This is a genomic window from Neorhizobium sp. DAR64860/K0K1, assembly GCF_050500205.1.
GTDB lineage: Bacteria > Pseudomonadota > Alphaproteobacteria > Rhizobiales > Rhizobiaceae > Neorhizobium > Neorhizobium soli.
The window spans coordinates 310456-328926 of the sequence record NZ_CP191459.1; the positions used below are offsets into that span (position 1 = coordinate 310456).

The 18471-nt window shown below is 62.2% G+C and carries 18 protein-coding genes; 14 read left to right on the forward strand and 4 right to left on the reverse strand.

What is annotated here, in order from left to right; genetic code table 11:
• The first annotated feature begins 61 nt into the window (after positions 1 to 61).
• From argH to speB, 6 genes are all read left to right on the forward strand, one after another.
• Positions 62 to 1522 (forward strand): argininosuccinate lyase, encoded by a 1461-nt coding sequence (gene argH, locus ACQY1J_RS06100; protein WP_430250946.1) that lies wholly within the window; start codon positions 62 to 64, stop codon positions 1520 to 1522.
• On the forward strand, positions 1519 to 2391 hold the full coding sequence (locus tag ACQY1J_RS06105) for an amino acid ABC transporter permease (RefSeq protein ID WP_430250947.1): 873 nt from the start codon (positions 1519 to 1521) through the stop codon (positions 2389 to 2391). Before argH ends, ACQY1J_RS06105 begins: the two co-directional genes overlap by 4 nt.
• An 8-nt stretch (positions 2392 to 2399) precedes the next feature.
• On the forward strand, positions 2400 to 3170 hold the full coding sequence (locus ACQY1J_RS06110) for an amino acid ABC transporter ATP-binding protein (protein ID WP_430250948.1): 771 nt from the start codon (positions 2400 to 2402) through the stop codon (positions 3168 to 3170).
• A gap of 50 nt (positions 3171 to 3220) precedes the next feature.
• Positions 3221 to 4054: an ABC transporter substrate-binding protein gene (locus tag ACQY1J_RS06115; protein ID WP_062581841.1), complete on the forward strand. Its 834-nt coding sequence runs from the start codon at positions 3221 to 3223 to the stop codon at positions 4052 to 4054.
• A 145-nt stretch (positions 4055 to 4199) separates the two neighbouring features.
• The gene (locus ACQY1J_RS06120) at positions 4200 to 5078 is read left to right on the forward strand and encodes a polysaccharide deacetylase family protein (RefSeq protein ID WP_430250949.1); all 879 of its coding nucleotides are present in this window, start codon (positions 4200 to 4202) and stop codon (positions 5076 to 5078) included.
• A 21-nt stretch (positions 5079 to 5099) separates the two neighbouring features.
• The gene (gene speB, locus ACQY1J_RS06125) at positions 5100 to 6152 is read left to right on the forward strand and encodes an agmatinase (RefSeq protein WP_062461637.1); all 1053 of its coding nucleotides are present in this window, start codon (positions 5100 to 5102) and stop codon (positions 6150 to 6152) included.
• Between the two features lie 3 nt (positions 6153 to 6155).
• Here speB and tsaA read toward each other — a convergent pair whose 3' ends face one another.
• Positions 6156 to 6683, reverse strand: coding sequence for a tRNA (N6-threonylcarbamoyladenosine(37)-N6)-methyltransferase TrmO (gene tsaA / locus ACQY1J_RS06130; protein WP_430250950.1), 528 nt, complete (start codon positions 6681 to 6683; stop codon positions 6156 to 6158).
• 222 nt (positions 6684 to 6905) lie between these two features.
• Between tsaA and ACQY1J_RS06135 the strand changes: the two genes are divergently transcribed.
• Positions 6906 to 8225, forward strand: coding sequence for an Nramp family divalent metal transporter (locus tag ACQY1J_RS06135; RefSeq protein WP_062581848.1), 1320 nt, complete (start codon positions 6906 to 6908; stop codon positions 8223 to 8225).
• Here the strand turns inward: ACQY1J_RS06135 and ACQY1J_RS06140 are convergent.
• Complete coding sequence (locus ACQY1J_RS06140) at positions 8197 to 9411, reverse strand: LysR family transcriptional regulator (protein ID WP_430250951.1); 1215 nt, start codon at positions 9409 to 9411, stop codon at positions 8197 to 8199. The two genes, ACQY1J_RS06135 and ACQY1J_RS06140, sit on opposite strands and share 29 nt — an antisense overlap.
• A 162-nt stretch (positions 9412 to 9573) precedes the next feature.
• Between ACQY1J_RS06140 and ACQY1J_RS06145 the strand changes: the two genes are divergently transcribed.
• The 7 genes from ACQY1J_RS06145 (at position 9574) to minE (ending at position 17364) form a co-directional block, all read left to right on the forward strand.
• A complete protein-coding gene (locus ACQY1J_RS06145) occupies positions 9574 to 10950 on the forward strand; it encodes a dihydroorotase (protein ID WP_430250952.1) in 1377 nt (458 codons plus the stop codon).
• Positions 10951 to 10954: 4 nt separating this feature from the next.
• Positions 10955 to 12193 (forward strand): Zn-dependent hydrolase, encoded by a 1239-nt coding sequence (locus tag ACQY1J_RS06150; protein ID WP_430250953.1) that lies wholly within the window; start codon positions 10955 to 10957, stop codon positions 12191 to 12193.
• 10 nt (positions 12194 to 12203) lie between these two features.
• Complete coding sequence (locus ACQY1J_RS06155; protein WP_430250954.1) at positions 12204 to 13292, forward strand: DUF917 domain-containing protein; 1089 nt, start codon at positions 12204 to 12206, stop codon at positions 13290 to 13292.
• Between the two features lie 395 nt (positions 13293 to 13687).
• Positions 13688 to 15340 carry a urocanate hydratase gene (locus tag ACQY1J_RS06160; protein WP_430250955.1) on the forward strand — a complete coding sequence of 551 codons (1653 nt, stop codon included), beginning with the start codon at positions 13688 to 13690 and terminating at the stop codon, positions 15338 to 15340.
• Between the two features lie 91 nt (positions 15341 to 15431).
• A complete protein-coding gene (gene minC, locus ACQY1J_RS06165) occupies positions 15432 to 16235 on the forward strand; it encodes a septum site-determining protein MinC (protein ID WP_430250956.1) in 804 nt (267 codons plus the stop codon).
• 53 nt (positions 16236 to 16288) lie between these two features.
• Positions 16289 to 17104: a septum site-determining protein MinD gene (gene minD, locus ACQY1J_RS06170; protein WP_062461610.1), complete on the forward strand. Its 816-nt coding sequence runs from the start codon at positions 16289 to 16291 to the stop codon at positions 17102 to 17104.
• Positions 17101 to 17364 carry a cell division topological specificity factor MinE gene (gene minE / locus ACQY1J_RS06175; protein WP_062461607.1) on the forward strand — a complete coding sequence of 88 codons (264 nt, stop codon included), beginning with the start codon at positions 17101 to 17103 and terminating at the stop codon, positions 17362 to 17364. Before minD ends, minE begins: the two co-directional genes overlap by 4 nt.
• Before the next feature lie 5 nt (positions 17365 to 17369).
• Here the strand turns inward: minE and ACQY1J_RS06180 are convergent, their stop codons facing one another.
• A complete protein-coding gene (locus tag ACQY1J_RS06180) occupies positions 17370 to 18020 on the reverse strand; it encodes a hypothetical protein (RefSeq protein ID WP_430250957.1) in 651 nt (216 codons plus the stop codon).
• A 24-nt stretch (positions 18021 to 18044) separates the two neighbouring features.
• Complete coding sequence (locus ACQY1J_RS06185; RefSeq protein ID WP_430250958.1) at positions 18045 to 18263, reverse strand: hypothetical protein; 219 nt, start codon at positions 18261 to 18263, stop codon at positions 18045 to 18047.
• Positions 18264 to 18471: the final 208 nt, after the last annotated feature.

The following is an 18471-nucleotide window of genomic DNA, read 5'->3' on the forward strand; positions in this document are numbered from 1 at the left end:
GCTTGCCCATTCGTGGTGCACATGGGATCCCTGCCCATTATCTGAACAGAGGGGTTTGCTCATGTCGGCATCCGCACAGCTCTGGGGTGGACGTTTCAAGTCCGGTCCTTCCGAAGCTCTGGCCAATCTTTCACGGGCACCTGCCTCCTATTTCCGTCTCTATCGCGAAGACATCGCCGGCTCCCGGGCGCATGCGTCCGAGCTGAAGCGCGCCGGCGTGCTGGATGCCGCGGAATTTTCAGCTATCCGCTCGGCGCTCGACACGATCGAGGCCGATGTCTCGGCAGGCCGCGAAACGCCTGTTGCCGGCGACGAGGATGTGCATACTTTCCTGGAACGGCTGCTGATGGCCCGTCTCGGCGCTCTCGGCGGCAAGCTGCGCGCCGGTCGGTCGCGCAACGACCAGACCGCCAACAACACCCGTCTCTATCTCCGTCGCATGGCACGTGAGCTCTCCGCCGGCCTGATCGACGTCGAGGACGCGATCCGCGAGCAGGCGGCAAAGCATGTCGACACCGTCATGCCCGGTTTCACCCATCTGCAGCCGGCGCAACCCGTCGTGCTTGGTCATCACATGATGGCGCATGCGCAGTCGCTGCTGCGCGATCTCGAACGCTTTGGCGATTTCGACCGCCGCTTCGACCGGTCGCCGCTTGGTGCGGCAGCGCTTGCCGGTTCCGGCATCGTCAACCGGCCGGATCTCTCGGCACTTGAGCTCGGGTACTCGGCAGCTGCCGAGAACTCGATCGACTCGGTCGCGTCGCGCGATATCGTCGCCGAATTCCTGTTCATCGCTTCGCTGATCGGCGTCAACCTGTCGCGTCTGGCTGAGGAAATCTGCATCTGGAGCTCCAAGCAGTTCTCCTGGGTGCGCCTGCATGACAGCTATTCCACGGGCTCGTCGATCATGCCGCAGAAGAAGAACCCCGATATCGCAGAGCTGACGCGCGGCATGTCCGGCACGCTGATCGGCAATGTCACCGGCTTCCTTGCCACGATGAAGGCAATGCCGCTCGCCTATAACCGCGATCTTGCCGAGGACAAGAAGGTCTTGTTCGAGACGATCGATACGCTGCAGCTGATCCTTCCCGCCTTTGCCGGCATGGTCGCGACGCTGGAGTTCGACGTCGAGAAGCTGCGGGCAGAAGCGCCGCGCGGCTTTACGCTGGCAACGGAAGTGGCCGACTGGCTGGTCAGCCAGAACGTTACCTTTGCCGAAGCCCACGAAATTACCGGCGCTGTGGTGCGCTACTGCGAAGAGCGCGGCCATGATCTTGAAGGGCTCACCGCCGAAGATCTGCCGAAGATCGATCCGCGTCTCGGCCCTGGCCTGCTTGAGGCGATCACGCTCGAACATGCGCTTGCCAGCCGCACCGGTTACGGCTGCACGGCACCCGCTGCGGTGCGCGACCAGATCGGCCGGTTCGAGGTAGCGATCGACGCCCGCCGTCAGTTCGCACTGGAAGAGATCGGCGCAAAGACGGCTGTTGCCGCAAACTCTGCGGAGGCTGGCAAACGATGAGCGCATCCACAACCGTTGCTGTAGACGACAGCGCAAAATACGAGGTCGCCCATCTGAAGCTGGTGCCGAAGCGGCATATCGGTCGCAATGTGGCCGCCGGCATCGTCATCCTGCTGATGGCAGCGCTTATCCGCGCCTTCAGCGTCGGCCAGATCGAATGGTCTTATGTGCGCGACTTCCTGTTTGCGCCCGTCATCCTGCAGGGTCTCGTCAACACGCTGGTCATGACGGTTGCTGCCATGGCGATCGGCATCGTGCTCGGCGTCGTCATCGCCATCATGCGGATCTCGGGCAACCCGGTTCTGTCGTGGATCGCGATCGGCTATCTGTGGATCTTCCGCGGCGCGCCGGCTCTGCTGCAGCTGATGCTGTGGTTCAATCTGGCGCTGATCTTTCCGACACTCGGCATTCCCGGCCTGTTCGAATTCCGCACCGTCGATATCATGACGCCGTTTGTCGCGGCCATGCTTGGTCTCGGTATCCAGCAGGGCGCCTATACGTCGGAAGTGGTGCGCAGCGGTCTTCTGTCGGTCGATAGCGGCCAGTACGAAGCGGCCCGCACGATCGGCATGACGCAGATGAAGATGCTGCGCCGCATCGTTCTGCCGCAGGCCATGCGCGTCATGGTTCCGCCTGTCGGCAACGAGGTGATCGGCATGGTCAAGCTCACCTCGCTTGCCAGCGTCATCCAGTTTTCCGAAATCCTGCACAATGCGCAGGTCATCTACTACGCCAACACCCGCGTTCTCGAACTGCTGCTGGTGGCAAGCTTCTGGTATCTCGTCGTGGTGTCCGTTCTGTCCGTCATCCAGCAGCGCATCGAGCGCTATTATGGCCGCGGATCGAAATCTATCAGAGCATCGATGTGAGGTTGGACATGACGAAAGATATTCTGGTCAAGGCAATCGACGTCACCAAGAGCTTCGATGCGTTCAAGGCGCTCGACAAGGTGAGCCTCGAAGTCCGGCGCGGCGAAGTCGCCTGCATCGTCGGCCCCTCCGGCTCCGGCAAGAGCACGTTCCTGCGCTGCATCAACCTTCTGGAGCGGATGGACGAAGGTGCGATCTGGGTCAATGACGAGCTGATGGGCTATCGCCGCGAAGGCGACAACCTGCATGAGCTGGCGGACAAGGAAATTTCCCGCCAGCGTCGCCGCATCGGCATGGTGTTCCAGCGTTTCAACCTGTTTCCGCATCTGACGGCCGTCGAAAACGTCATGGAAGGACCGATCCAGGTTCTCGGCCAGCCGGCCGCCAAGGCGCGCGAAGATGCGCTTGCGCTTCTCGCCCGCGTCGGCCTGTCCGACAAGGCGAACCATTACCCTTCAGAACTCTCCGGTGGCCAGCAGCAGCGCGTCGCGATCGCCCGTGCCATGGGCATGCAGCCCGACCTCATCCTGTTCGACGAGCCGACGTCGGCGCTCGATCCGGAACTCGTGTCTGAAGTGCTCGATGTGATGAAGGATCTGGCAGCGTCCGGCATGACCATGATCGTCGTCACCCATGAAATGGGGTTTGCACGCAACGTTGCCAACACCGTCACGTTCATGGAAGCGGGCAAGGTCGTGGAAACGGGACCCGCTTCGGAAGTTTTGTCGGCGCCGAAAAGCGCGCGCACCGCGGAATTCATCCGGGCGGTCCATAACTGACCGCCTTCACGTTCAACCAGTCGACAAAAAACAAGAGAACAGGGGATATCATGACTAAGACATTCGCAATCGTCGCCCTCGCAGCCGTTGCTGCCGCCAGCTCGGTTTCAGCTCAGGCCCTGCCGGAGCGTATCAAGACCGCTGGCAAGATCGTCGTTGCCAACACGCCGAACTATCCGCCGATGGAATACAAGGACCCGGCCACCAACACGCTGATGGGCCTCGATATCGATCTTGGCCTCGCGCTTGCCAAGCAGCTCGGCGTGACCGTCGAATGGTCGGATATCGGCTTTGAACAGATGGTGCCGTCGGTTGCCACCGGCCGCGTCGACATCATCCATTCGGGCATGAGCGACCTGCCGAAGCGCCGCGATGCTCTCGATTTCGTTGACTACATGAAGTCCGGCGCCCAGTTCTATACGACGGCGGCCCGCAAGGATGAACTGAAGTCCGAAACCGATCTCTGCGGCAAGAATGTCGGCATGAGCCGCCGCACGTCCTTCCCGGACGAAACGGCGAAGTGGAGCGCTGCCAACTGCGAAGCCAAGGGCCTGCCGGCCGTCAAGGTCGTCGGCACCGAAGGTTCGGCCGATGCCCGCACCCAGCTGAAGCAGGGCCGCGTCGATGCCGCCGTGCAGGGTTCGGAAACCGTTCCCTACCTGATGACGCTTGAGAAGGGTGCGTATGTTTCGATCGGCGCGCCGTTCACTGCCATCTACCAGGGCATCGGTTTCTCCAAGAAAGATACCGAACTGCGCGACGCCTATATCGGCGCGATGAAGGCCCTGATGGCCAGCGGCGAATACAAGACGATCCTTGCCAAGTGGAACCTAGAATCGGCTGCCCTCGACGGCATCTACGTCAACAGCGAAGCCCAGAAGTAATCTTTCACGTGTCGCAGAACGGGTGCCTCCGGCCTGATCTCCTTCAGGCCGGACGGTCGGCGGACCAGTCCGTTTTGCATCGGAAGCCGGGCTATCTGTTCAGCGGTGGCCCGGCTTTGCATTCTTCCCGACCGGAGGTTTTATAATGCCCTTCGACCTTTCTCCCCGTCCGCTCAATCCGGCGCCTGTCACACCCGCCATGGTTTGGCCTAACGGCGCGAAAAGCGCCGTCTTCATCGGCTTCGACGTGGACGCGGAAACCGCCTGGATCGGCAACAATCCTTCCAATGTCGACCGCATGGTTACGACGTCGCATGGCGGCTACGATGCCCGCGTCGGCATTTCGAAAATCGTGTCGCTGATGGAGGAGCTGTCGCTGCCGGCGACCTTCTTCATTCCCGGCTGGACGGCATTGGCGCATCCCGCCCAGTGCGAAGCGATCCTGAAAGCTGGCCACGAGATCGGCCATCACGGCTATCTCCATAAGCTGCCCGACCGCGACAAGCTGGATGAGGCTTTCGAGGAAATCGATCGCGGCTATGAGGCGTTGCAGCAGGTGCTAGGCGTGCGGCCGATCGGCTACCGCGCACCATCGGGTGAGAATTTCCCGGAACTGCTCGCCTATCTCTCGAAATCCGGCATGCGCTATTCCAGCTCCTTCCGCGACGATATCCTGCCTTACAGGCATGCGGATCATGGCGGCGAGCGGGGTCTGATCGAGATCCCGGTCAACTTCGCCTTCGACGACTGGAATTTCGGCATGACGAGCCGCACCAGTTCACGGCCGATCTTCGGACGCGACGCGGTGCTGCAGATGTGGATTGACGAGTTCGAGGCGACCCATGCCTGGGGCGGCGTCACGACGCTGGTCCTGCATCCGCAGGTTTCGGGACGGCCGATGCGCTGGCATCTGCTGCGCGATTTCCTGATCCATGTGCAAAGCAGAACCGATGTCTGGATTGCCACGGGCGCCGAGATATCGGACCATTTCGACGCGCTGGAAGCGGCGCGCGCAGAGCTTTAAGAAAGACCTGGAGAGATCGACATGACGTTCGACACGAAAAAGCTGGAAGAGCTTCGAGCAAAATACGGCGAAGGCCACGGCGGCAGCATCCATGATCCGGAATTTCGCGCTGTTGCCGACCGGATCTTTTCCGCAAGCGGCACGCGCTCAGCCCCCTATGCCGGCGTGCCGACGCTTCTCGATGCTCCGCTCGTCCACATCGATGCGGACAATCCGGATTTCGGCGATCTTCAGGTGGCGCTGATCGGCGTACCGATGGATCTCGGCGTCACCAACCGTCCGGGCTCCCGCTTCGGGCCGCGGGCGCTGCGCACGATCGAGCGCGTCGGTCCCTATAACCATGTCCTGAAGACTGCGCCGACCTTCGAGATGAAGGTGGCCGATATCGGCGACGTGCCGTTCCGCAGCCGTTACCGGCTGGAAATGAGCCATGACGATATCGAGGCGCATTTCAACAAGGTCGTCGATGCGGGCGTGATCCCCTTGTCGGTCGGCGGCGACCATTCGATCACGCATCCGATCCTCAAGGCGGTAGGGCGCGACCGGCCGGTCGGAATGATCCATATCGATGCCCATTGCGATACGGGCGGCGCCTACGATCTCACCAAGTTCCACCATGGCGGCCCGTTCCGCAACGCGGTTCTCGACGGCGTGCTCGACCCGACACGGGTCATCCAGATCGGCATTCGCGGTGCGGCGGAGTATCTCTGGGAGTTCTCCTTCGAAAGCGGGATGACCGTCATTCATGCCGAAGAGATCGGCAAGATGGGCATCGACGCCGTCATCGCCAAGGCGCGCGAGATTGTCGGCGATGGCCCGACCTATCTGTCCTTCGATATCGACAGCCTCGATCCGGCCTATGCGCCCGGCACCGGCACGCCTGAAATCGGCGGGCTCACCAGCCGTCAGGCGCTCGATATCCTGCACGGGCTAAAGGGTCTGAATTTCGTCGGCGGCGACGTCGTCGAAGTGGCGCCGCAATACGATACGACCACCAACACGGCGCATGCGGGCGCCCAGATGCTGTTCGAAATCCTCAGCCTGATCCGTTTCAGCCCGGCACTGAAGGGCTGAGCATCAAGCTTTCTGACAGTAATGCGCCGTCGGTGCATTGCTGTCAGGCTCGGCTTCGCCTGGCTGCGGCGACACGATCGGCTTGAACAGGCTCCGGTCGGGCTTGAGGTCAAGAAGCGGCGTGCCGTCGAGGCAATCCATGCCGCGCACCAAAAGCACATTCCCCTCGACGCCTTCGAGAACCACGATCGACGTCCCGATCGGGTTCGGCCGGACAGGAGAGCGCAGAGAGAATGTGCCGTGCACCTTGCCGCTGCTGGCGGGGCTCTGCAGCACGAGATCGCGGCGCGCCTGATGCAGCCAGTAGAGGATTTCCAGCCTCTCGAATGTCTTGACGCCCTTCAGGGCCGCAACCCAGGGCTCGAATATCTCGATCCGGCAGATCGGTCCGGTATGGCTGCCCTGACGCGGCGTTTCGCTGCGTGCGGTCCAGGGGGTCGAAATGCGTCCAATGAAGATCAGCCCCGCATCGTTCGCCTCCGGCGGCGTCACCTGAACCTCGTTCTCGCGGATGCCGTTATCGTGCGCCATGTCGTTCTCCGATCAACTGGTCCTGCTCAACGTTTCGCGAAGCAACCAGATCTCCCCAGCATGGCTGAAATACCGCTGTTTCGCAAAATGTGAAACTGCGCGGAACAGTTTCCCGGTTTTCAGATTTCTTATTGCGAATAATTTGCAACTACGATCTTTATGTGCGAATGAATTGCAATTGCAACAACGAGAGCACGATCCACGATGGATATCCGATCCCGAATGAATTCCAGCGGCTGGCTCAAAAGCGGCGGTGACGCCTCGCTGATGGATGTTCATCGCTCGATCCCGGTGCGCGGACAGGGATCGAAACTTCGGCGGGCCTTCGCGTTCTTCGGTCCGGGTTATCTCGTCGCCGTCGGCTACATGGATCCGGGCAACTGGGCGACGTCGCTCGCCGGCGGTTCGCAGTTCGGTTACCTGCTCCTGTCGGTCGCACTCTTGTCGAACATCATGGCGATCGTGCTGCAATCGCTCTGCGCCCGGCTGGCGGTCGCTTCCGGCCGCGATCTGGCACAGGCCTGTCGCGACGCCTTCCCGCGTCCCGTCGCCTACATGCTCTGGCTGTTTGCCGAAATCGCCATCATCGCCACCGATATCGCCGAGGTGATCGGCACCGCGATCGGTCTCAACCTGATCTTCGGCATTCCGCTGGAAATCGGCGTTCTCATCACCGCGCTCGACGTCTTCCTCATCCTGTACCTGCAGAAGCTTGGCTTCCGGTTCCTGGAAGCCTTTGTCATCGGCTTGCTGGGCGTCATTACCGCTTGTTTCGCCATCCAGATCGCCATGGCCGATCCGAACTGGGGCGAGGTCATCCGCGGCTTTGCGCCGACCACCGAGATCGTCACCAACCCAAACATGCTCTATCTGGCCCTCGGTATTCTCGGCGCCACCGTCATGCCGCATAACCTCTATCTGCATTCCGGCATCGTCCAGACCCGCAATTACGGGGACAGCGTCGAGGAGAAGCGGGAGGCGATCAAGTTCGCGACGATCGACAGCACCGTCGCCTTGATGTTTGCGCTTCTGATCAACGCATCGATCCTCATTCTGGCGGCCGCCGCTTTTCATGCCAACGGCCATACGGCGGTGGCGGAACTCGGCGACGCGCACAATCTTCTCTCACCGGTTCTCGGCTATGCCATCGCGCCGACGCTGTTCGGCATCGCGCTCCTGTGCTGCGGCCTCAACTCGACGGTGACGGCGACGCTTGCCGGCCAGATCGTCATGGAAGGGTTCCTGCATATCCGGCTGGCAGCCTGGGTGCGCCGGTTGATCACCCGCGGCATCGCCATCATTCCGGCGGCAGCGGTCACCATACTCTATGGCGATGGCGGCACGGCGGAGCTTCTGATCCTGACGCAGGTCGTGCTCAGTCTGCAGCTCTCCTTCGCGGTCTTTCCGCTGGTGATGTTCACGTCCGACAAGCGCAAGATGGGCGTGTTCGTCGCACCTCTGTGGCTACGTGCCTTCGCCTGGCTGATCGCCATCGTCATCGGCGCCCTCAACATCAAGCTGCTGGTGGATTTCGTCCTGTAACCGGAAAAGTCATCGAGCCCAGAATGTGTTCGGCCGTGCGGGCAATCGTCTCGGCGGCCGCTCCCTTTTTCCAGGCAAGCGACAGATGCATGTCGTAGGCCTCGGGAAGCGCGATTGCCGCCATCCGCTCGTCCGGCTGCGGAATGGCCCAGAGCGGCAGAAGCGCGATATAGCCGTGATCGCTGACCAGATTTGCGATGACGGGAATGGAATCGATTTCGACGAAGGTCAGTGCCGCCCGTTCGTCCGGGGTCAGGATGTCCTCGGTCAGCGTTCCGAATTTCTGCCGCAACCCGCTTTTGAGGCTCGGCAGCGCGATCGGATGACGCAACAGCAATTGCCGCAGGTCGCCACGATGGTCAGCGATCACGTCCGCTGCTCCCACCATGGCAAGTCCGCTGCGTGAGATCACCCGGTGCTCGACGCCGGGCGGCATGTCGAGCGTGTCGACCAGCACGAGATCATACGTCCGGTCGGTGATACCAGACAGCAGCTCCTCGGCATTGGTGCTGGAGATATAGAGCGGCCGTCGCGGCATGTGCTTCGGCCAGTCGGCGGCGAGCTTTGCGAGGATCCGGGCAATTAGGCTTTCGCGTCCGAGCGGCGTCACCGAGCCGACGCGGGTCGTCGATGCGGCACGCCGGAAACGGTCGCCGGCATGGTCAGAAATTTTCAGCCAGATCGCTTCGAGCTCTTCTCCGAGAGCGATCACCCGTTGCCCGCTCGCATTGGGAACGGCGCCGGCGGCCGCCCGGTCGAGAAGGGGAAGGCCGAGATCGCGCTCCAGACTGCGGATCTGCCGCGTCAGCTGCGGCTGGCCGATGCCGATCTCCTGCGCCGCCCGCCTTATGCTGCCGCTGCGGCCGACCACGAGGAAACGCTGCAGCGCCAGAAGCGGTACGGAAAGCCGGGCTCCGTCTTCGGGCGAGCCGTCCTTGTCGCCGAGACCCGAGAGCTCGCCGACCAGCATGGCAGCTCGCTGCAGATCGCGACCGATCCTGACGCCCTCAAGCGTTGGCTGGATGCGGTTGCCGGATGTCGTCGTCAGCGGTGTGGCGATATGAAACTGCAGCCTTGCCAGCGCGGCAGAGACGCTGGAGACCGGTCGGTCCAGCACCTTCGCCGTTTCGCGGATGCCGCCCAAGGCGAGCACATGATGGGCGATCAGCAGCGAGGCAAGGTCCATGACGGCTTCCGGGTGAGCATATAAGAGGATGACAGCAATGATATCGTGCGTTCACGATATGGGATATCCCTCTGCCAATCAATTTCTCCTAGTCTGCCCCCAAGCGGTTCCGATCGAACGCGCGCCAAGGCTAAAGGGCTCAGGGCTGAAGGAGACAGGCCGATGTCGGATTTCGATCTTGTTCTGAAAGGCACGCTGGTCCTTGCCGACCGCATCGTTCCCGAAGGTTACGTGGCGGTCCGCGACGGTCTCATTGCCGCTGTTGGTCAGGGCCAGATGCCGTCTGCCCACGATAGCCACGATCTCGGCGCGTCGCTGATCCTTCCGGGTGCGATTGATGCGCAGGTGCATTCGCTTTCGCAGAAGAACCAAGAGGATTTCATCTGGTCGACCCGCTCGGCTGCTGCCGGTGGCGTCACCACCATTGTCGACATGCCCTATGACGAGGGCAATCTGGTCTGCTCGGCGGATGCCGTGCGAAGCAAGGCCGCTCATGCGGAAAGCCAAGCGCGGGTCGATTTCGCGCTTTATGGCACCGTCTATCCGCAGGAAGGCGCGGTGCGCATCCGCGAACAAGTGGATGCCGGTGTCGCGGCCTTCAAGTTCTCCACGTTCGGGACAGACCCGAAGCGCTTTCCGCGCATCTTCGCGCCGCTTATGGCCGAGTGCTTTGCTGCGATCGCGCCAACCGGCCTGACGGCCGGGGTCCACAACGAGAATGACGAATATGTCCGCTGGGCGATGGCTGAGGTGAAGACCTCCGGCATCACCGATTACCGTGCCCACGAAATGTCGCGTCCGCCGCTGACCGAGCTTCTGGCGATGACCGAAATCTACGAGATTGGCGCGGCCACCGGCTGTCCGGCGCATGTGGTGCATTGCTCGCTCGGTCGCGGCTACGAGATCGCCGCCGGATACCGCGCGCAGGGGCATCGCGCCACCGTCGAATGCCTGATCCACTACCTGACGCTCGACCAGGAAACCGATGCAAGAAGGCTCGGCGGCAAGTCGAAATGCAATCCGCCGATCCGGCCGCGGGCGGAGGTGGAAAAGCTCTGGCGGCATCTGGCGGCCGGCAATGTCACGCTTTTGTCCACCGATCACGTCAGCTGGTCGCTCGACCGCAAGACCAATCCGGATATGCTCGCCAATGCCTCCGGCCTGCCGGGTCTCGAGGCGATGGTGCCACTGTTTATCAAGGGCGCCCTGGAACGCGGCGTGCCGCTCACCTGGGCCGCGAGACTGATGGCGCTCAATCCCGCGCGGCATTTCCGCATCGATCACGTCAAGGGCGCTCTGGAAGTCGGCAAGCATGCCGATATCGCGGTGCTGACGGCGGAAGAGCATGTGTTCGACGCGTCGAAGACCGGCAACAACGTCGTCGGATGGTCGCCCTATGACGGAATGACCTTGCCCTACAAGGTGGCCGGAACCTATCTTCGCGGCGCACTCGCCTATGACGGATCGAAGGTGCTGGCGCAGCCCGGCACCGGCCGGTTCGTGCGGCCCCCGGCCAACCTTTCACTTCAGGATTTTTGATCGCATGACATCCAATCTCGCCGTCAACGCCGACCGGATCGCAGCCGATATCGAAGCGCTGGCTGATATCACCGAACCGGACAGGCCCTGGACGCGGCGGGCCTTCACGCCGATGTTTCTCAAAGGTCGCGCCTATGTCGAGAAGATCTTCCGCGAGGCGGGCCTCGAAACCCACATCGATGCCGCCGGCAACATGACCGGGCGGCGCAAGGGAACGGTGGAGGGCAAGGGTACAATCATGCTCGGTTCGCATACGGATACAGTGCCGAACGGCGGCCGGTTCGATGGCATCGCCGGCGTCATCGCGGGTCTCGAAGTGGCGCGATCACTCAAGGATGCCGGCATCGCGCTCGAACATGATCTGGAAATCGTCGATTTTCTGGCCGAGGAAGTGTCGATCTTCGGCGTGTCCTGCATCGGCAGTCGCGGCCTGACCGGCGTTCGCCCGCCCGAATGGCTGGAGCGCAGCACCGATGGCGTAACGCTCGCAGACGGCATCCGTCAGGTCGGCGGCGATCCGGATGCCGTGTTCACGCGCACCGATATCAAAGCCTTCCTCGAACTGCATATCGAGCAGGGCACGGTGCTGGAGCGCGAAAACGTCGATATCGGCATCGTCGGCGCCATTACCGGCATTTCCCGGTTCGAGATCCTGGTGGAAGGCCGCGCCGATCACGCGGGCACCACGCCGATGAATGCCCGCTATGATGCGCTGGGGGCCGCATCGATCATCGTGCTCGGTATCGAGGAGATCGCGCGGGAGCTTGCGTCGGGCAAAAGCTATTTCGCCGGCACGGTCGGCGAGTTCTCGATGGAGCCGAACGCCGCCAATGTCATCCCCTCGCATGTCCGCATGCTGATCGATGCGCGCGCCGTCGATGACGCGGTGATGGACGAATTCGTCGCTTCCGTCACCGTGCTTTGTGGACAGACGGCCTCGGAGCGCAGCGTGACGATCGCCGAGCCGCGGCGGGTGTCGCATGCGGCGCCGACGCCGATGTCTGAGATGGTCACCGGCGTGCTTGCCGAAAGTGCGCAGCGGATCGGCGCGACCAGCCGACCGATGGTGTCGGGCGCCGGTCACGATGCGGCCTTTCTCTCAAAGGTGGCGCCGGCTGCGATGATCTTCATCGCCAGCAAGGATGGCCGCAGTCACGCCGCGGAAGAGTGGTCCGACAACGACGATATCGCGCTGGGCGCTGCCGTTCTCTACGAGGCGGTCTTGGCACTCGACAAACAATAGGGGCAAGGGCATGGGTCGCATACTGACGGAGAAGGATGTCGAGGCGGCGGTACGCGGCGGCTCGGTCTATGCGGCCGGCGGCGGCGGCTGGTCGGATCACGGGCGCATGCTCGGCTATGCGGCCGTCTCGGTCGGCCGGCCCGAACTCGTCTCCATCGACGAGCTGTCCGACGACGACTGGGTGGCGACGGCTGCCGCGATCGGAGCCCCGGCGTCGACCACGGCCTGGGAAATGCAGGGCATCGACTATGTGAAGGCCGTGCAGCTGCTGCAGGATGCGCTGGGCGAAAAGGTTGCGGCGCTGATGATCGGCCAGAACGGCAAGTCCTCGACGCTTAACGGCTGGCTGCCATCGGCCATCCTCGGCACCAAGGTGCTCGATGCGGTCGGTGACGTGCGCGCCCATCCGACAGGCGATATGGGCTCGATCGGCATGGCGAATTCGCCCGAGCAGATGATCCAGACCGCAGTCGGCGGCAACCGGGCGGAAAACCGCTATATCGAACTCGTCGTGCGCGGCGCCACCGCCAAGGTCTCGCCGATCCTGCGCACCGCCTCTGACATGTCCGGCGGCTTCATCGCCTCGTGCCGCAATCCGCTGCGCGCCTCCTATATACGCAAGAATGCAGCCTTGGGCGGCATCAGCCTGGCGCTGACGCTCGGCGAGGCGATCATCGAAGCCGATGCGAAAGGTGGATCTGCCGTCATCGACGCGATCGTCAGGACCACCGGCGGGACGATCCTGGCAGAGGCCGAGGTAACCGCCAAATCGGTCGTCTATACCAAGGAAGCCTTCGATGTCGGCACGATCACGGTCGGTTCAGGCGACGGGGCGATCACGCTGCATGTCATGAACGAATACATGGCGGTGGACGATGCCGGCGGCAACCGGCTCGCCACCTTCCCTGATATCATCGCGACGCTCTCTCCGCAGGGCGAACCGATGAGCGTCGGTCAACTCGAGGTCGGCATGGCGGTGTTTCTGCTGCATGTGCCAAAGACGCTCATTCCGCTGTCGTCCAGCGTCAAGGATCCGTCGGTTTACCCGATCTGCGAGACGGCGCTGGGAATCAGCATTGCGGATTATGCGCTGGGATAGGGCGGAGCAGACCCCGCCCCAAACCCCTCCCCACAAGGGGGAGGGGCTTAACCTGCCGCACTGTCACAGCCTTTTTGGGACGCGACAGTGCCGCAGATTTTCTCCCCCCTTGTGGGGGAGATGGCCGGCAGGCCAGAGGGGGTCTGGCTGCCCCTCACCCTAACCCTCTCCCGCGAGCAGGGAGAGGCGACGTGCCTCGATTCGGGCAGGGAGCGTGCAGCAGGTTTTCTCCCCCCTTGTGGGGGAGATGGCCGGCAGGCCAGAGGGGGTTTTGGCTTGCCCCTCACCCTAACCCTCTCCCCGTGAGCGGGGAGAGGGTTAGGGTGAGGGGCAGCAACGCGACGAGAGAACAGGTGAGGGGCTAAGTCCCCGACATCAAAGAGGACACGATCCACATGCCAAAGCCCAACCCGCGCCATCCGAACTTCCCGATCCCCGGTGGGCCCGAACTGCGCGCCAAGGGCTGGCGGCAGGAGGCTCTGCTGCGGCTTCTGGAAAACGTGCTCTCAGTCGGCGAGGATCCGGACAATCTGATCGTCTATGCGGCGCTCGGCAAGGCGGCGCGCAATTGGGCGGCGCATGAGGCGATCGTGCGCACATTGAAGACGATGGACGAGGACCAGACGCTGATCATCCAGTCCGGCAAGCCGGTCGGGTTGTTGAAAACCCATGACAAGGCGCCGCTGGTGATCATGGCCAATTGCAACATTGTCGGGCAGTGGGCGAAGGCCGAATATTTCTACGCGTTGCAGGAAAAGGGTCTGATCTGCTGGGGCGGGCTGACGGCCGGGGCGTGGCAGTATATCGGCAGCCAGGGCGTCATCCAGGGTACCTATGAGATCTTCATGCGGATCGCCGAGAAGCGCTTCGGCGGCACGCTTGCCGGTCGCTTTATCCTGACCGCCGGCCTCGGCGGCATGGGCGGCGCGCAGCCGCTGGCCGGTCGCATGGCGGGCGCTGCGATCTTGGTGGTCGATATCGATCCGGAGCGGGTCGCCAAACGCCGCGAGATCGGTTTTCTCGATGAGGTCGCACCGGATCTCGACACGGCGCTTGCGATGATCGATGCGGCGGTCAGCGACAAACGCGCCGTCTCGATCGGTCTCGTCGGCAATGCCGCCGACATCTACCCGCAGATCGTCAAGCGCGGCATCGTGCCCGATATCGTCTCCGACCAGACCTCGGCGCATGATCTCGTTTACGGCTATGTCCCGAAGGGGATGAGCCTCGATGAGGTGAAGCGGCTGCGTGTCGAGGGGCAGGGTCAGCTGATGGCAGCGAGCCGTGCCTCGATCGCCGATCATGTCCGCGCCATGCTGAGCCTGCAGGAAAAGGGTGCGGAAGTGTTCGACAACGGCAACCTCATCCGCACCCAGGCGCGCGAGGGCGGCGTTGCCAACGCCTTCGACATTCCGATCTTTACCGAGGCCTATCTGCGGCCGCTCTTCTGCAAGGCGATCGGGCCGTTCCGCTGGATGGCGCTGTCGGGCGAGGAAAGCGATATCGCCCGCATCGACGATCTCGTGCTCGAGCTTTTTCCGGACAATTTCATCGTCACCAACTGGATCCGGCTGGCGCGCGAAAACGTGCCCTTCGAAGGCCTGCCGGCACGCATCGCCTGGCTCGGGCATGGCGAACGCACCAAGCTCGCGTTGGCCGTGAACGCGCTGGTCGCAAGCGGCGAACTTGCCGGGCCGATTGCCTTTTCGCGCGACCATCTCGATGCAGGCGCCATGGCGCATCCCAATATCATGACCGAAAACATGAAGGACGGATCGGATGCGATCGCCGACTGGCCGCTGATCAACGCGATGACGATGTGCGCGTCGATGGCGGACCTTGTCGTCATCCATTCGGGCGGCGGCGGCTATGCAGGCTACATGACGTCAGCCGGTGTCACCATCATTGCCGATGGCACCGAAAAGGCCGTCGAACGGCTTGAACATTCGATCACCAACGACACCTCGCTCGGCATTATCCGCTACGCGGATGCCGGCTACGACGAGGCGATCGAGGCTGCCGAAACGGCGGGGCTGAAATTGACCTAGAAGGGGTCTTCGTTAAAGCTTTGGAGGGGTGCGTTAACCTTTTGTTAACCACCCCGGCGCTACATCTAACGTCAACGATTTGTTTACGTAGATGACCAAAGTGCTAACAGACGCTCGCTCAATCCGTATCAAGGGCCGCTCGTTTTTGGCGGTCGTCTTGTCCCCCGATCTGCCGCTCGACAACTGGCTCTCGCGCCTTGACGATCTGGCAGCCCGCTCGGCCGGCTTCTTTCTCGACCGGCCGGTCGTGCTCGATATTTCCGAGGTCTCGATCGACAAGATCGAGCTGAAGGACCTGCTCGAACAGCTGGCCGAACGCAATGTCCGGATCATGGGTATCGAAGGCGCTCGCCCGTCGATGCTTGGCCCCGGCATGCCGCCGGCGATGCGGGGCGGCAAGGCTGCATCCGATTTCGAAGTCCCGGAAAAGTCCGAGGATAAGTCGGCTCAAGAAAGCTCCGGACAAGTTGGCGCTGCTACCAAGCAAGGTGCCCAGCAGCCGGAAACGGATACCGACAGTCAGCTCCGCAACGAGCCGATCAAGGTTGCCGAAGTCCGGCCGGTCATCCAGTCGCTGGTGATCAACGAGCCGGTTCGCTCCGGTCAGTCGGTCATCTTCGCGGAAGGTGACGTGACCGTAATCGGTTCGGTTGCCTCCGGTGCCGAAGTGATCGCCGGCGGTTCGGTGCATGTCTACGGCGCAATACGCGGCCGGGTCATGGCTGGATCACTGGGAAATGCAACGGCGCGGATCTTTTGCCGCAAGCTCGAGGCCGAACTGGTCGCGATCGACGGCATCTACAAGATGGCCGAGGACATGGACACAAGCCTTCGCGGGCAGCCGGTCCAGCTCTGGCTCGACGGCGACATCATCATGGCAGAAACGCTCAGTTAAGAAATGAAAAAAAGCAAATGATAACGGGCCGGCAGGACACAGGAGAGATTGGTATGGGGAAAGTCATAGTTGTGACTTCGGGCAAGGGAGGGGTCGGCAAGACGACCTCGACCGCGGCCCTCGGCGCGGCGCTTGCCAGCCGCGGCGAAAAGGTCGTCGTCGTCGATTTTGATGTCGGGTTGCGTAACCTCGACCTCGTCATGGGTGCCGAGCGCCGGGTCGTCTACGACCTCGTTAACGTCATCCAGGGCGATGCGAAGCTTCCGCAGGCCCTGATCCGCGACAAGCGCCTCGACAACCTGTTCCTGCTGCCCGCCTCGCAGACACGCGACAAGGATGCCCTGACATCCGAAGGCGTCGAGCGCGTGATGGCCGATCTGAAGCGCTACTTCGACTGGATCATCTGCGACAGCCCTGCCGGCATCGAGCGCGGTGCAACGCTTGCCATGCGCCATGCGGATATGGCCGTCGTGGTCACCAATCCGGAAGTCTCCTCGGTGCGCGACAGCGACCGCATCATCGGTCTTCTCGATTCCAAGACGCTCAAGGCCGAAAACGGCGAGCGGATGGAAAAGTATCTTCTGCTGACCCGCTACGACGTCAACCGTGCCGAGCGTGGCGACATGCTGAAGGTGGACGACGTTCTGGAAATCCTGTCGATCCCGCTGATCGGCATCATTCCGGAAAGCATGGATGTGCTGCGTGCCTCCAACATCGGTGCGCCGGTGACGCTGGCCGACGCCAAGAGCGCTCCGGCCCAGGCTTATTTCGATGCCGCGCGGCGTCTCGCCGGCGAGGTCCTGCCAATGACCATCCCGGGCGAAAAGCGCGGTCTCTTCGGCAAGATCTTCGGAAGGAAGGCCGCATGAACATGTTCCGCCTTTTCAACAGGCCGAAATCGGCGCCCGCGGCCCGCGAGCGTCTCCAGGTACTGCTTGCTCATGAACGCATGGTTGTCGGCACCGATCTGGTCGCCGTGCTACGCGAGGAAATTCTGGCCGTCATCGCCAAGCACGTCCAGCTGGACGCCGACCGCGTAACGGTAAAGATGGATCGCGACGAACATTGCACTATCCTGGAGATCGACGTCGAGATCCCGCTCAATGCGAGCGCCCAGGCCGCAGCCTGAACGACCTAACGAGTTAGCCTCCCAAGGCTGGTTTGAAAGGCGGGTATGTCCGGCGGGACATGCCCGCCTTTTGCGTCGTCCCAGCGGACTTCCAGATGGCCGCCGAGCGCCCGGACGCCCTTGTCGATGGCTTTGAAATCCGGGTAGCGGCTCTTGTATCCGCGGGTCTGGAAATACTGGCCGGTGCCGGCCTCTTCATCCATATCGCGCATGATCCACCGGATGGCGTAGCAGCGGCTTCGCAGCTGATCGAGCGCCGGAATGCCTGTCAGCTTGTAGGGCTTCCGGCTGCGGCGAAAACCGTAATAGCGGGCCGCCGCCTGGATCCGGTCCCAGCTGACGCCCGGAAACGCGTCGCAGATCTCTTTCCGGCCTGCGTCGGGATAGAGCCTGCGCAATTTCTGCCGGGCCGACCATCCCCAGGCCTGCCGGCGTGGTGCAAGACCCAGTCTCTGGCAGCGTGTCTGTATGGCCTTTTTCGACCGGGCATGCAGAACCTGGCTTATGGCAAAGTAATCGGGATGAAAGATCCGGCAGATCAGGTCTTCCTCATCCGTCCAGAGCTTGTGTCCGCTGACGGTGAAGCCCGAACGCAGTATCTTCAGTCGTGTCCGCTCGGTGAGAGCTAAATTTTTCGCAAGCTGCGCCAGGTCCATTGCAGGGTCCTCTGACGCTGGCGGCTATGGCTTCTTGACGTTCAGCGCCCGGAATGAGTTGAACGTTCCTCCCTTGTCGGTGAACAGGTCCACAAGCGGCTTCGGCAGACCGTTCAGCTCCCGCAGCTTGAGCGCAAGGAGGGCAAATTCCAGCTTGAGGCGATCGATTTCCTGCGCCCGGGCATCGAGAATGCGTGCCTCGATCTCAGCTTTCTGGCGAAGAAGATCATCCAGTACGGACATGACAACGCTCCAAAATATGACGTTTGAATTTGGCTTTCTTGAAAAATTGCATGCGGGAAAAACCGTGTGCGGTCACACGTTCGGACAAGCTGTCACGGAAATTCGATTTTGCCAATCGCCGTCGCCATTTCCAACGTCACCCGATTCTGATGTCGCTATGCTGGCGCGTGTTTACAGAGGTGCTATACAGGCCAATGATTTAGGTAGG

Bases quoted from the DNA above. Each gene is read 5' to 3' on its own strand.
- ACQY1J_RS06160 (WP_430250955.1), top strand. From the start codon at position 13,688: ATGCCAAAGCCCAACCCGCGCCATCCGAACTTCCCGATCCCCGGTGGG.
- ACQY1J_RS06115 (WP_062581841.1), top strand. From the start codon at position 3,221: ATGACTAAGACATTCGCAATCGTCGCCCTCGCAGCCGTTGCTGCCGCC.
- ACQY1J_RS06105 (WP_430250947.1), top strand. From the start codon at position 1,519: ATGAGCGCATCCACAACCGTTGCTGTAGACGACAGCGCAAAATACGAG.
- ACQY1J_RS06140 (WP_430250951.1), bottom strand. From the start codon at position 9,411: ATGGACCTTGCCTCGCTGCTGATCGCCCATCATGTGCTCGCCTTGGGC.
- minD (WP_062461610.1), top strand. From the start codon at position 16,289: ATGGGGAAAGTCATAGTTGTGACTTCGGGCAAGGGAGGGGTCGGCAAG.
- ACQY1J_RS06110 (WP_430250948.1), top strand. From the start codon at position 2,400: ATGACGAAAGATATTCTGGTCAAGGCAATCGACGTCACCAAGAGCTTC.
- ACQY1J_RS06135 (WP_062581848.1), top strand. From the start codon at position 6,906: ATGAATTCCAGCGGCTGGCTCAAAAGCGGCGGTGACGCCTCGCTGATG.
- ACQY1J_RS06180 (WP_430250957.1), bottom strand. From the start codon at position 18,020: ATGGACCTGGCGCAGCTTGCGAAAAATTTAGCTCTCACCGAGCGGACA.
- tsaA (WP_430250950.1), bottom strand. From the start codon at position 6,683: ATGGCGCACGATAACGGCATCCGCGAGAACGAGGTTCAGGTGACGCCG.
- ACQY1J_RS06120 (WP_430250949.1), top strand. From the start codon at position 4,200: ATGCCCTTCGACCTTTCTCCCCGTCCGCTCAATCCGGCGCCTGTCACA.
- ACQY1J_RS06145 (WP_430250952.1), top strand. From the start codon at position 9,574: ATGTCGGATTTCGATCTTGTTCTGAAAGGCACGCTGGTCCTTGCCGAC.
- minC (WP_430250956.1), top strand. From the start codon at position 15,432: ATGACCAAAGTGCTAACAGACGCTCGCTCAATCCGTATCAAGGGCCGC.
- minE (WP_062461607.1), top strand. From the start codon at position 17,101: ATGAACATGTTCCGCCTTTTCAACAGGCCGAAATCGGCGCCCGCGGCC.
- ACQY1J_RS06150 (WP_430250953.1), top strand. From the start codon at position 10,955: ATGACATCCAATCTCGCCGTCAACGCCGACCGGATCGCAGCCGATATC.
- speB (WP_062461637.1), top strand. From the start codon at position 5,100: ATGACGTTCGACACGAAAAAGCTGGAAGAGCTTCGAGCAAAATACGGC.
- ACQY1J_RS06155 (WP_430250954.1), top strand. From the start codon at position 12,204: ATGGGTCGCATACTGACGGAGAAGGATGTCGAGGCGGCGGTACGCGGC.
- ACQY1J_RS06185 (WP_430250958.1), bottom strand. From the start codon at position 18,263: ATGTCCGTACTGGATGATCTTCTTCGCCAGAAAGCTGAGATCGAGGCA.
- argH (WP_430250946.1), top strand. From the start codon at position 62: ATGTCGGCATCCGCACAGCTCTGGGGTGGACGTTTCAAGTCCGGTCCT.